Origin of the sequence: Halarchaeum acidiphilum MH1-52-1 (genome assembly GCF_000474235.1) — an archaeon.
Classification (GTDB): Archaea; Halobacteriota; Halobacteria; order Halobacteriales; family Halobacteriaceae; genus Halarchaeum; species Halarchaeum acidiphilum.
The window spans coordinates 1-12,025 of sequence record NZ_BATA01000075.1; the positions used below are offsets into that span (position 1 = coordinate 1).

Annotated in this window: 10 protein-coding genes and 1 pseudogene; 6 read left to right on the forward strand and 5 right to left on the reverse strand. The window is 67.2% G+C overall.

The window, feature by feature from the left end; translation table 11 throughout:
• Nucleotides 1–64: 64 nt before the first annotated feature.
• Both psmB and AOZ13_RS14555 read right to left on the reverse strand, forming a co-directional pair.
• A complete protein-coding gene (gene psmB, locus AOZ13_RS11470; RefSeq protein WP_020221599.1) occupies nucleotides 65–799 on the reverse strand; it encodes an archaeal proteasome endopeptidase complex subunit beta in 735 nt (244 codons plus the stop codon).
• A 52-nt stretch (nucleotides 800–851) separates the two neighbouring features.
• A complete protein-coding gene (locus AOZ13_RS14555) occupies nucleotides 852–1,019 on the reverse strand; it encodes a hypothetical protein (protein ID WP_020221600.1) in 168 nt (55 codons plus the stop codon).
• A gap of 262 nt (nucleotides 1,020–1,281) precedes the next feature.
• Between AOZ13_RS14555 and AOZ13_RS11475 the strand changes: the two genes are divergently transcribed.
• The 4 genes from AOZ13_RS11475 (at nucleotide 1,282) to gyrA (ending at nucleotide 7,447) form a co-directional block, all read left to right on the forward strand.
• Nucleotides 1,282–1,638, forward strand: a complete 357-nt coding sequence (locus AOZ13_RS11475; RefSeq protein ID WP_020221601.1) for a DUF555 domain-containing protein — start codon at nucleotides 1,282–1,284, stop codon at nucleotides 1,636–1,638.
• Nucleotides 1,639–1,669: 31 nt separating this feature from the next.
• Complete coding sequence (locus tag AOZ13_RS11480) at nucleotides 1,670–2,209, forward strand: CBS domain-containing protein (protein WP_020221602.1); 540 nt, start codon at nucleotides 1,670–1,672, stop codon at nucleotides 2,207–2,209.
• A 97-nt stretch (nucleotides 2,210–2,306) separates the two neighbouring features.
• Nucleotides 2,307–4,982 (forward strand): DNA topoisomerase (ATP-hydrolyzing) subunit B, encoded by a 2,676-nt coding sequence (gene gyrB, locus AOZ13_RS11485; RefSeq protein WP_021780646.1) that lies wholly within the window; start codon nucleotides 2,307–2,309, stop codon nucleotides 4,980–4,982.
• On the forward strand, nucleotides 4,979–7,447 hold the full coding sequence (gene gyrA, locus AOZ13_RS11490; RefSeq protein WP_020221605.1) for a DNA gyrase subunit A: 2,469 nt from the start codon (nucleotides 4,979–4,981) through the stop codon (nucleotides 7,445–7,447). Before gyrB ends, gyrA begins: the two co-directional genes overlap by 4 nt.
• A 22-nt stretch (nucleotides 7,448–7,469) precedes the next feature.
• Here the strand turns inward: gyrA and AOZ13_RS11495 are convergent, their stop codons facing one another.
• The 3 genes from AOZ13_RS11495 to AOZ13_RS11505 form a co-directional block, all read right to left on the reverse strand.
• Complete coding sequence (locus AOZ13_RS11495; protein ID WP_020221606.1) at nucleotides 7,470–7,955, reverse strand: hypothetical protein; 486 nt, start codon at nucleotides 7,953–7,955, stop codon at nucleotides 7,470–7,472.
• A 71-nt stretch (nucleotides 7,956–8,026) separates the two neighbouring features.
• The gene (gene rocF, locus AOZ13_RS11500; RefSeq protein WP_049934099.1) at nucleotides 8,027–8,947 is read right to left on the reverse strand and encodes an arginase; all 921 of its coding nucleotides are present in this window, start codon (nucleotides 8,945–8,947) and stop codon (nucleotides 8,027–8,029) included.
• A 106-nt stretch (nucleotides 8,948–9,053) separates the two neighbouring features.
• Nucleotides 9,054–9,986, reverse strand: a complete 933-nt coding sequence (locus AOZ13_RS11505; protein WP_044957949.1) for an NAD-dependent epimerase/dehydratase family protein — start codon at nucleotides 9,984–9,986, stop codon at nucleotides 9,054–9,056.
• 206 nt (nucleotides 9,987–10,192) lie between these two features.
• Between AOZ13_RS11505 and AOZ13_RS11510 the strand changes: the two genes are divergently transcribed.
• Both AOZ13_RS11510 and AOZ13_RS11515 read left to right on the forward strand, forming a co-directional pair.
• The gene (locus tag AOZ13_RS11510; protein ID WP_020222162.1) at nucleotides 10,193–10,726 is read left to right on the forward strand and encodes an Rrf2 family transcriptional regulator; all 534 of its coding nucleotides are present in this window, start codon (nucleotides 10,193–10,195) and stop codon (nucleotides 10,724–10,726) included.
• A 103-nt stretch (nucleotides 10,727–10,829) separates the two neighbouring features.
• Nucleotides 10,830–11,995, forward strand: a pseudogene (locus tag AOZ13_RS11515) (NAD(P)/FAD-dependent oxidoreductase).
• Nucleotides 11,996–12,025 lie beyond the last annotated feature (30 nt).

The following is a 12,025-nucleotide window of genomic DNA, read 5'->3' on the forward strand; positions in this document are numbered from 1 at the left end:
TTTTAGCGGAGGTTTTTGCGGTGAGCGGGTCGCCTCCGGCGACCCCGAACCGGAAAAAAGTCCGTTAGAGGAGTTCGTCGACGTCCTGATGGCCGACGATTTCGACGTTGTTCTCGGTGATCTTCGTCAGGTGGATGCCGTTGCCGGAGGCGGTGTCACGCTCGCTCGCGGCCTGAACGGCCTTCGCGCCGATCTGTTCGGCCTCGTCCATCGTGAGGTCGTCCGTGTAGTTGTTCTCGAGGGTGCCGAGCGCGTACGGCATCCCGGATCCCTGCGCGGTGTACTTGTCCGCGAGGGAGGAGCCGCTCGGGTCGAGGCTGTAGACGTGGGAGCCGTCCTCGTCGACGCCGCCGAGGATCGGGACGACCATGAAGAACGGGCCGCCGCGGAGGAGGTTGGAGGCCATCGTCGCGAGGGCGTTGATGGACATGCGCTCGCTGCGACGCGCCTCGTAGAGGTTCGATTCGGCCTTGAGCGTGCGGATGAAGGACTGCGCGCCGCCGACGCTGCCGGAGATGGAGAGGGCGGCGTTCTCCTGAATCTCCTCGACCTTCTGGACGTTCTTGTTGGAGACGACGCGACCCCCGAGGCTGGCGCGCATGTCGGAGGCCATGAGGACGCCCTCCTCGGTGGTGATGCCGACGATGGTCGTGCCGGTCTTGTTGATGTTGTCCATGTCCTGCTTGCTCACGTCGTTCTGGGGCATCTGCCCGACCTCCGGCTCGTAGGGGTTGGCGGGTCCGTCGGGGAGACGCTCTGCGTTTCGCGAGAACTCGGACGACTGACTCGGGTTATACATTGTCAGCGCGTAGTCGCGGGCGACGTATAAAAGCCACCCTTCCGGCCGTTTCTCATCGCGCGCTCCGGTAGGCGGCCTCGGAGCGCTCGATGAGCCGGTGGACCGGGAGGGTGAGGCCGAGGCGACTGGCGAGCGTCGCGACGGGGAGGAGCGCGAGGGCGAACGCGAGCGTGATCTGGTACTGGACCGCGGTGACGAGACGGGCGAGCCGTGCTGGCATCTGCGTGCCCGTCCCTCACCGGACGGTCATATAAGTACTTTTCCGCTCCGGCGACTCCGGTGCCCCGCCGCAGTCCGGTGGTTTCGTTGCCACGTCGGTCGCATCAGCCGTCGCCGTCGCGCCGCCTCGGTGGGCCGTCACGGAGGCGACGCCTACACCGTCGATATCCGTACGTTATGTCGATCATTTGCATGACGTCCGCACGCGGCTCGGACCGTCGGGCAACCACAAGACACGACTACCCGGGGGACCAGTCTCCGGTATGAGCAACTACGTCGTGGCGATGGAGGCCGCGTGGCTGGTTCGTGACGTCGAGGAGTCGGACGACGCGATCGGTGTCGCGGTGAGCGAGGCGGGGCGTCGGCTGAACGATCAGGATCTCGATTACGTCGAGGTGGAGGCGGGCGTGACGACCTGTCCGGCCTGCGGGGAGCCGCTCGACGCGGCGTTCCTCGCGGCCGAGACGGCGCTCGTCGGTCTCGTCCTCGAACTCACGGTGTTCAACGCGGACTCGGACGAACACGCCTCGCGCATCGCGAAGAGCGAGGTCGGCGGGGCGCTCCGCGACGTCCCCCTCGACGTGATCGAGGTCGTCGAGGAACCCGAGGACGAGGACTAACACTTATCCATAACCGAGGGTAATTACGCTCGTGTACCTCCCGACGCCGCAGGACCTCCGGGAACGCCGGAACGCCCTCGGACTGACGCAGAGCGAGCTGGCGGACCGTGCCGGGGTCTCGCAGCCTCTCATCGCGCGGATCGAGGGCGGCGACGTCGACCCGCGCCTCTCGACGCTCCGTCACATCGTCGAGGCGCTCGATGAGGCGGCCGGCGACGTCGTCCGCGGGCGCGACCTGATGCAGGAGACCGTCGTCAGCGTCGCGCCGAGCGATCACGTCCACGACGCCGTCGAGCGGATGCAGAACGCCGGCTACTCCCAGCTTCCCGTCATCGCCGACGGGATCCCGGTCGGCTCCATCAGCGAGAGCGACGTGGTCCACGCGGGCGAGGACGTCGGCGACAGCCGCGTTCGCGAGGTGATGAGCGAGTCGTTCCCGACCGTCTCGCCCGACGCGACCTTGGAGGAGATTTCGAGCCTGCTCGATCACTACACGGCCGTCATCGTCACCGAGGACGGCGACACCGTCGGGATCATCACGCAGGCGGACGTCGCCGCGCACCTCAGCTGATGCGGTCTCTCGGCCGCGAGCGATTGTCGAGTGGCGCGCCTACGCGCGCGTGTGCGAGGCTTTATACGAAGGGAGCAACTAGGTTCGAGCAACGATTATGTCTGATTCAGGTGAGTACGGCGCCGGGCAGATACAGGTGCTCGAAGGGCTGGAGGCGGTCCGGAAGCGCCCGGCGATGTACATCGGGTCGACGGACGCGGGCGGGCTTCATCACCTCGTGTACGAGGTCGTGGACAACTCCATCGACGAGGCGCTCGCCGGCTACTGCGACGAGATCACCGTCACACTCCACGACGACGGCTCGGTGAGCGTCGAGGACGACGGCCGCGGCATCCCCGTCGACACGCACGCGGAGTACGACCGGCCGGCCGTCGAGGTCATCCTCACCGTCCTCCACGCGGGCGGGAAGTTCGACAACAAGTCCTATCAGGTCTCCGGCGGGCTGCACGGCGTCGGCGTTTCCGTCGTCAACGCGCTCTCCGAGAAACTCGCCGTCGTCGTCGACCGCGAGGGCGGGCGGTTCCGCGAGCGCTTCGAGCGCGGCGAACCGGTGAGCGACCTCGAACGCGTCGGCGACGCGGAGGGCACGGGGACGCTCATCCGATTCACGCCGGACGACGAGATCTTCGAGACGACCGAGTTCGCGTACGAGACCCTCGAAAGCCGGATTCGCGAACTCGCCTTCCTCAACAGCGGCGTCACGATCACGCTGCGCGACGAGCGCGAGGCGGTGGACGGCGAGGCCCGCGAAACGTCGTTCTACTACGAGGGCGGGATCCGCGAGTTCGTCCGGTACCTCAACGAGAGTCGAACCCCGCTCCACGAGGACGTCATCTACCTCGATGGCGAGGAGCAGGACGTGCAAGTCGAGATCGCGATGCAGGCGACCGACGACCTCCAATCCTCGACGCACGCCTTCGCGAACAACATCAACACCCGCGAGGGCGGCACGCACCTCACGGGGTTCAAGACGGCGCTCACGCGCGTCGTGAACGACTACGCGAGCAGCCACGGGCTGCTCGACGAACTCGACGGCGAGAACCTCAAGGGCGAGGACATCCGCGAGGGGCTGACCGCCGTCGTCTCCATCAAACACCCCGACCCGCAGTTCGAGGGCCAGACGAAGACGAAGCTCGGGAACTCCGAGGTCCGCGGAATCGTCGAGTCGACGGTGCACGACGGGATGGGCACGTACTTCGAGGAGCACCCGGACACGGCGGAGGACGTCGTCGGGAAAGCCGTCGAGGCCGCGAAGGCCCGGAAAGCGGCACAGAAGGCCGAGGAGCTGACGCGCCGGAAGAACGCCCTCGAATCGGGATCGCTCCCGGGCAAGCTCGCGGACTGTCAGACCCGCGAGCCCGAGGACGCCGAGCTGTTCATCGTGGAAGGCGACAGCGCGGGGGGGTGCTTTACTGGCGATACTGAGGTCACGCTCGCGTCCGGCCGGTCGATAACGTTCGAGGAACTCGTCGAAGAGCGAGACGCGGGGAAGTCCCACTACTGCTATACCGTCCAAGATGACGGGAGCATCGGCCTCGAACGGATCGAGAACCCACGTGTCACGAAGGAAGACGCCCACCTAGTCGAAGTCACGTTGGACGACGGCGAGACGATTCGATGCACGCCCGACCACGAGTTCATGCTCCGAGACGGGACATACTGCGAGGCGCAGGACCTCGACAATGGGGAGTCGCTCATGCCCCTCTACCGGAAGCTTTCGGACACATCGGAATCGGGAATCACTCTCGACGGCTACGAGATGGTTCGACAGCCGAACACCCGTAACTTCTGGGATTTCAGCCATCTGCTCGCGGACCGGTACAATCTGGAGCACGGCCGATACGAGGCCGAGGACGGGGACCACAGGCATCACGTGGACTTCGATAAGCGCAATAACCGTCCCGACAACGTGAAGCGACTCCCGGAGGACGAGCATCTGCGCCTCCACAGAGAACACGCCGAGAATCCGAACGTTCTGACGAAAGAGACGACTATCGAGAAGTTCTTCGAGAACGAATCGGGCCTCATCGAGGCGGTGGCGAGCCACAACCACTCCGTCGAATCGGTCGAGTTCCTCGATGAGACGGCGGACGTCTACGATATCGAGGTTCCTGGGACACACAACTTCGCACTCGAATCCGGGGTGTTCGTCCACAACAGCACCAAACAGGCCCGGGACCGTGGGTTCCAAGCGGTGCTCCCCATTCGCGGGAAGATCCTGAACGTCGAGAAACACCGCCTCGATCGGGTGCTGGAGAACGACGAGATCAGGGCGCTCATCACCGCCGCGGGCACCGGGATCGGCGAGGAGTTCGACATCGAGGAGCTGCGCTACGACAAGATCATCCTCGCGACGGACGCGGACGTCGACGGGGCGCACATCCGCACGCTCCTCCTGACGTTCTTCTACCGGCACATGCGCCCGCTCTTGGAGGGCGGCCACGTCTACGCTATCCAGCCCCCGCTCTACCGCGTCCGCTACCGCGGCGAGACGTACGACGCGATGAGCGAGGCCGAACGCGACCGGATCATCGAGGAGGTCTGCGACGGCAATCCGACGCAGGTCCAGCGCTTCAAGGGACTCGGCGAGATGAACCCCGAGCAGCTCTGGGACACGTCGATGAACCCGGAGAACAGGGTGTTGAAGCAGTTCGGCGTCGAGGACGCCGCGGAGGCAGATCGGATGTTCTCGGTGCTGATGGGTGACGCCGTCGAACCCCGGAAGCAGTTCATTCAGGATCACGCGACGGACGCGGAGTGGGTGGACATATGAGCTCGGACGCACCCGACGTCCCCGACGACGTCGCCCAGCGCGTCGAGAACGTCCGCGTCGAAGAGGAGATGGAGCAGTCGTACATCGACTACGCGATGAGCGTCATCGCGGGCCGCGCGCTCCCGGACGTCCGCGACGGCCTCAAGCCCGTGCATCGTCGCATCCTCTACGCGATGCACGAGGCGGGCGTGTCGAGCAACGCCGCGCACCGCAAGAGCTCCTCCATCGTCGGCGAGACGATGGGCGACTACCACCCGCACGGCGATTCCGCGATCTACGACACGCTCGTCCGGATGGCCCAGCCCTTCTCGATGCGCGAGCCGCTCGTCGACGGGCAGGGGAACTTCGGGAGCGTCGATGGCGATCCGGCGGCCGCGATGCGCTACACGGAAGCCCGAATGGCGCCCATCGCGGAGGAGCTGCTCGCGGACATCGACATGGACACCGTGGACTTCGAGGGGAACTACGACGGCCGCCTCGAAGAGCCGACCGTGCTCCCCGCGGCGTTCCCGAACCTCCTCGTGAACGGGTCGTCGGGCATCGCGGTCGGGATGAGCACGAACGTCCCGCCGCACAACCTCGGCGAGGTGATCGACGCGACGATCCACCTCATCGAGCACCCTGACTGCTCGATCCCGGACCTGATGGAGCACGTGCCCGCGCCGGACTTCCCGACGGGCGCGAACATCGTCGGGCGCAGCGCCATCCGACAGGCGTACCACACGGGTCGCGGGCGGCTGCGCGTCCGCGCGGAGTACCACGTCGAGGAGGGCGAGCGCGGCGACAGCATCGTGATCACCGAACTCCCCTATCAGCAGAACAAATCCCGCCTCGTCGAGCACATCGCCGAGGACGTGAACGACGGCACGCTCGAAGGCGTGCGCGACCTCCGCGATGAGTCCGACCGCGACGGCATCCGCGTCGTCGTCGAGCTGAAGTCGAACGCGAACACGGACATCGTGGAGAACCACCTCCTCGAATCCCATCTCGAACGGACGTTCGGCGTGATCAACCTCGCGCTCGTCGACGGCCAGCCCGAGGTTCTGAGCCTCAAGGAGACCCTCGAACACTACCTCGAGCACCGCAAGGAGGTCGTGCGCCGGCGCTCGGCGTACGAGCTCTCGGAGGCCGAGGACCGCGCACACATCCTCGAGGGACGCCTGAAGGCCTTGGAGCACGCCGAGGACGTCGTGGAGACCATTCGGGACACGGCGGATCGCGACGAGGCGCGCACGGCGCTGGAAGACGAGTACGGCTTCAGCGAGGCGCAGGCCGCCCACGTCGTCCGGATGCAACTCGGCAGCCTCACCTCGATGGAGGCGACGGAGATCGAGGAGGAGTACGAGGACGTCACCGCGCGCATCGAGCGCCTCGAGGAGATCCTCGGCGACGAGTCCGAACTGCTCGGCGTGATCGAGGACGAACTCCGCGACGTCAAAGAGGAGTACGCGAACGAGCGCCGGACGCGCGTGATCGAGAGCGCGGGCGAAGTGACGGACGAGGACCTCATCCCCGAGGAGCGCGTCGTCGTCACGCTCTCGGAGGGCGATTACATCAAGCGCACGCCCGTCGAGACGTTCAGCACGCAACACCGCGGCGGGAAGGGCGTCATCGGCACCGACCTGAAGGAGGGCGATCGGGTGTCGACGGTGTTCACCGCCTCCACGCACGACGACCTCCTCTGCTTCACGAATCAGGGGCAGGTCTACCGACTGAAGGTGTATCAGGTACCGGAGATGTCCCGGACGGCGCGCGGCACCTCGGCGGTGAACGTCGTCGATCTCGACGACGACGAGGAGATCTCCGCGGTCGTCACCGCGGACGACCTCGACTTCGACGTGGACGACGAGTACCTCACGATGGCGACCCGCGACGGCTACGTGAAACGCACCGCCGTCTCGGAGTTCGCGAACATCCGCTCGACCGGCATTCGCGCCGTGCGACTCGAGCACGGCGACGAACTCGTCGACGTCGAGGTGACGGACGGCGAGGGCGACGTCATCATCGGCACCGAGGAGGGGATGGCCATCCGCTTCGACGAGACGGAGGCTCGCCCGATGGGCCGCTCCGCGCGCGGCGTGCGCGGCGTGAAACTCGACGGCGATCAGGTCGCGGGCGTCGCCGCCGCCGGCCCGGACGACGAGCGCGACCTCATGACAGTCACCGAGTACGGCTACGGCAAGCGCACGTCCCTCTCCGAGTATCGCCGGCAGTCCCGCAACGGGAAGGGTCTCGTCGACATCAAAACCGGCCAGCGCAACGGCCGCGTCGCGAGCGTTCACTCCGTCGCCGCGGGCGACGAGTTCGTCGCGATGAGCGAGGACGGCCAGATCATGCGCGCCTCCGTCTCGGAGGTCTCCGCGTACGGCCGGAACACGCAGGGCGTGACCGTAATGGACCTCGCGGAGCACGACCGGCTCGCCGCCGTCGACGTCTTCACGCCGGACGAGACCGACGACGAGTAGCGCGCCACCGCGTTTCACTTCTTCATTCGTCGCCGTAGACGAACAGCTCCGCGGCCGCGCGGACGAGGCTCGCCACGAGGATCCCGAGGCCGACCGCCATCGCGATCAGCGTGATCCCGACGCCGGCGGGCGCGGGCGTCGACTCGTCGACGAGCGCGGGCACCAGCGAGGCGATGAACAGCGCGCCGCCGACGCCGATCGCGGCCTCGACGCCGCGGAGGAGGACGTAGCCGATACGCCCGGACACTTGCTCGGCGAGCGTCGCGTCCGATCGGATCACACGAGACACGGAGTACAGCGTCTCGCAGCACACCACGGTGACGAGGGCGAGCGCGACGAGCGGCGTCAACACGAGCGCGAGGAACTGCCCGTCGAAGAGGAGACCGGGACCGCTGAGGACGCGGGTGAACCCGAGGACGCTCAGGGCGAGCGCGGCGAGGACGCCGACGAACTTCGCGGCTTGGAGGGGCGTGCGCTCGACGGCGGCCGGGAGCCGTTCGGATAGCATGGCGTCCGCGAGAAGTCAGGCGGGGCGCATCAACGTTCGGGGGCACCGCCCGTCTCAACACGGGTGTCGGTTCACAGCGTGCGCTTGCCGAGCGCGCTCGCGGCGAGTTCGGCGGCGATCTCCGCGGTCCGGTTCGACTCGTCGAGGATGGGGTTGACCTCGACGAGTTCCATCGAGCGGAGGATCCCCTCGGCGGCGTCGCGTTCGGCGACGGCCTCCAACGCCCAGTGGGCCTCGCGGTACGTGGCGCCGCCGCGAACAGGCGTGCCGACGCCCGGCGCCTCGTTCGGGTCGAGCCAGTCGAGGTCGAAGCTGACGTGGATGCCCTCAACGCCGGCGCTCGCGACGTCGAGGGCGTCCTCGACGACGGCGCTGATGCCGCGCTCGTCGATGTCGGCCATCGTGAACGCGGTCACGTCGCTCTCGTTGATCGCGCGGCGCTCGTCTGCGTCGATGTCGCGGAGACCGACGTAGACGACGTTCTCCTCGCTGAGTCCGGGGGCTTTCGCCCACGTGAGGTCGGCAAACGAACCCTTCCCGAGCGCGGCCGCGACCGGCATCCCGTGGACGTTCCCGGACGGGCTCGTCTCGGGCGTGTTGAAGTCGCCGTGCGCGTCGAACCAGATCGCGCCGACGTCGGCGCCGCGCGACGACCCGGCGAGCGACCCGATGGCGATGCTGTGGTCGCCGCCGAGGACGAGCGGGAACGCGCCGTGATCGAGCGCGTCCGCGACGGCGTCGGCGAGCGAGCGGGAGACGTCGCGGGTCTCGCGGAGGAACTTCGCCTTCCCGGTCGAGGGCGTCTCGCGGTTCGGATCGCGCTCCTCGGCGCGCGGGACCGCGAGATCGCCGGCGTCGTGGACGCTCGCCCCCGTGGCCTCGATCCCGGCCGCGAGGTCCGCGTACCGGATGGCAGACGGACCCATGTCGACGCCGCGTCGGTTCGCGCCGTAGTCGGACGGTGCACCGATGATCCGCACGTCTCGCGCCATGGTCGTGGATCGGGCGGCTGGACGTAAAAGCGCGCGTCTCGCTTCGTCGCGGTCCCCCGCTTCACTCGGCACCGCGGTGCTCGCGTCTCGCTTCGCTCGCGCTCGCTCAGTCGTCGCTACGCGACGACTCGTATGGCTCGCACACCATTTCGACCCCGTCCTCGAAGTCGATCTCGGGAGTCCAGCCCGTCGCCTCGCGGATCTTCGAGATGTCGGCCTTCGTGTGGTAGACGTAGTTGTCGAGCGGGACGGGCTCGTACTCGGGTTCGACGTCGGTGCCGAGCGCGTCGTTGATCAGCTCGACCATCTCGTTGAAGGAGTAGCTCTCGCCCGTCCCGAGGTTGTAGACGCCGTCGAGGCGCTCCTCGGCCGCGCGGACGAGTCCGCGGACGATGTCGGAGACGTGCGTGAAGTCGCGCGTCTGCGAGCCGTCGCCCCAGAGGACGGGCGCCTCGCCGTTCGCGATCCGCTGGGTGAACTGGGAGACGGTGTTCGCGTACTCGCCCTTGTGCTCCTCCGCGCCGCCGTAGCCCTGATAGACGGAGAAGAACCGCATCCCCGCGAGGGTCGTCCCCTCGTAGAAGTTCGAGTAGTATTCGGCGTAGCGCTCGCGGCCGAGCATCGAGGCGTCGTAGCCCGTCGCGGCCTCGACGTCCATGTCCTCCGGGCAGGGATCGGTCTGACTCCCGTAGATGGAGGACGTCGTCGCGTAGACGAACGTCTCGCAGCCGTCCGCGCGCGCCTGTTCGACGACGTTGACGAATCCCTCGACGTTCACGCGCGCCCCCTCGCGGGGGTTCTCCTCGAGCATCTGCCGGGAGGAGAGCGCGGCGAGGTGGAAGACGACGTCGACGTCCGTGGGGAGGTCCGCAGAGAGGACGTCGGTCTCGACGAACTCCACCTCGTCGTCGAGGTTCTCGGGCGTCCCGAGGTAGCCGTTGTCGAGCGCGACGACGTCGTTGTCGGCGGCGAGGTGGTTCGCGAGGTTCGATCCGATGAAGCCGGCGCCCCCCGTGACGAGGACGCGTCGATCGTTCATGTCGGAGTGGACGTCCCCGGCCGTTGAAAACACCTCGGTGCGCTCCGAGGTGCGTTCGGGTCCCATAGCGGTGCGACTCGATCCGCGACGCGTCTCCGGTGGCGTTGGACGTCCAGTGTCGTTCGAGCGGAAATCGAGGGTCGTATAGCGGTCCGGAGAGGTCTGCATTCGGGGGTTTTATGCGCGCGCCCGCCCTACGATCGACAATGTCATCGATCGAACTGACGCCGAGTCAGAAGACCATTCTGCGGGCGCTCGTGGATCTCTACACCCAACAGGAGGGTGCAGTGAAGGGCGAGGACATCGCCGAGGAGGTCGACCGAAACCCCGGTACCATCCGCAATCAGATGCAGAGCCTGAAGGCCCTCCAGCTCGTCGAGGGCGTCCCCGGCCCGAAGGGCGGGTACAAGCCGACGTCGAACGCGTACAAGGCCCTCGACGTACAGGAACTCGACAGCGCCGCCGAAGTGCCCGTCTACCACGACGGCGAGGAGGACGAGGACGCGAACGTGCAGGAGATCAGCCTCACGAGCGTTCACCACCCCGACCTCTGTCGCGCCGAGATCCACCTCCGCGGGAGCGTTCGGGACTTCCACGAGGGCGACGACGTGGCCGTCGGCCCGACGCCGCTCTCGAAGCTCGTCGTCGAGGGCACCGTGGACGGGAAGGACGACACCGGGAACGTCCTCATCCTGAAGATCGACCGGATGGAGGCGCCCGCCGAGCCGCCCGAGCACTGACGCGGTCCGTTCGAGCACCCGCGCGACTCGGCTCTACATTTCGACCCTTCTCTCTCGCCGCAATTCCAAAGGCTTTGTATTGCGGGCCGGCGGACGGTCTCACATGGCAACCAGAGTCGTCGTTCTCGGCGCCGGCTACGCGGGTGCAGGGGCGATCAACTCGCTCCAGAAGCACCTCCCCGAGCGCGCCGAGCTGACGTGGATCGCGGAGAACGATTACCACTTCGTCCTTCACGAGTCCCACCGGATCATTCGGGACGCGGGCGTGCAGGACAAGCTGACGATCCCGGTCGCGAGATCGCCGACCCGGAGACGGAGTTCGTGCAGGGCGAGGTCGTCGACGTCGACGTCGACGAGCGCGTCGTCGAACTCGCCGACGAGTCGACCGTCGACTACGACTACGTCCTCGTCGCGATCGGCTCGGAGACCGCGACGTACGGCATCGACGGCATGGCTGAGCACCCGCTCACGCTCAAGAGCCGCGAGGACGCCCTCGAGATCCACGAGCAGGTGCGCGAGGCCGCGCGCGACGCGACGCGCGACGATCCCGCGCAGGTCGTCATCGGCGGCGCCGGCCTCTCGGGCATCCAGTCCGCGGGCGAGGTCGCCGAGTTCCGCGACGAGAACCACGCACCCATCGACGTGACGCTCGTCGAGGCGCTCCCCGAGATCTTCCCGCCGGGCAACGCGGAGATTCAGGGCGCGCTGCGCCACCGACTCGAACAGCGTGACATCGACACTCTCACGGACGACCCGATCACGGCCGCGACGGCCGACCACATCGAGTTCGACGAGCGCGACGACCTCGACTACGACGTCTTCCTCTGGACGGGCGGCGTCACCGGTCCGTCGGAACTCTCCGACGTCGATCTCGAGAAGGAGCACAACCGCCTGAATGCGAGTTCGAACCTCCGGACGGAGGACGAGCGCGTCTTCGCCATCGGTGACAACTCGCTCGTCGATCAGGGCGAGAACCCCGCGCCGCCGACCGCGCAGGCCGCGTGGCAGTCCGCGGACGTCGTCGGGAAGAACATCGCGGCCGCCATCGAGGGCCGCCCGCTCGAACGCTGGACGTACGACGATCAGGGGACGCTCATCAGCATCGGCGAGGAGGCCGTCGCCCATCAGGTCTCGTTCAACGGTCTCAACAGTCCGATCGAGACCTTCGGCGGTCCCGCCGCGAAGAACCTGAAGAAGGCCGCCGCGGCCCGCTGGATCAACAAGATCACCGGCCCGAAGCGCGTCATCGACGCGTGGGGCGTTCTATGACATCCTCCCGGGCGTAAACGCCGGGGTTTC

Bases quoted from the DNA above. Each gene is read 5' to 3' on its own strand.
- psmB (WP_020221599.1), bottom strand. From the start codon at position 799: ATGTATAACCCGAGTCAGTCGTCCGAGTTCTCGCGAAACGCAGAGCGT.
- AOZ13_RS14555 (WP_020221600.1), bottom strand. From the start codon at position 1,019: ATGCCAGCACGGCTCGCCCGTCTCGTCACCGCGGTCCAGTACCAGATC.
- AOZ13_RS11475 (WP_020221601.1), top strand. From the start codon at position 1,282: ATGAGCAACTACGTCGTGGCGATGGAGGCCGCGTGGCTGGTTCGTGAC.
- gyrB (WP_021780646.1), top strand. From the start codon at position 2,307: ATGTCTGATTCAGGTGAGTACGGCGCCGGGCAGATACAGGTGCTCGAA.
- gyrA (WP_020221605.1), top strand. From the start codon at position 4,979: ATGAGCTCGGACGCACCCGACGTCCCCGACGACGTCGCCCAGCGCGTC.
- AOZ13_RS11495 (WP_020221606.1), bottom strand. From the start codon at position 7,955: ATGCTATCCGAACGGCTCCCGGCCGCCGTCGAGCGCACGCCCCTCCAA.
- rocF (WP_049934099.1), bottom strand. From the start codon at position 8,947: ATGGCGCGAGACGTGCGGATCATCGGTGCACCGTCCGACTACGGCGCG.
- AOZ13_RS11505 (WP_044957949.1), bottom strand. From the start codon at position 9,986: ATGAACGATCGACGCGTCCTCGTCACGGGGGGCGCCGGCTTCATCGGA.
- AOZ13_RS11510 (WP_020222162.1), top strand. From the start codon at position 10,193: ATGTCATCGATCGAACTGACGCCGAGTCAGAAGACCATTCTGCGGGCG.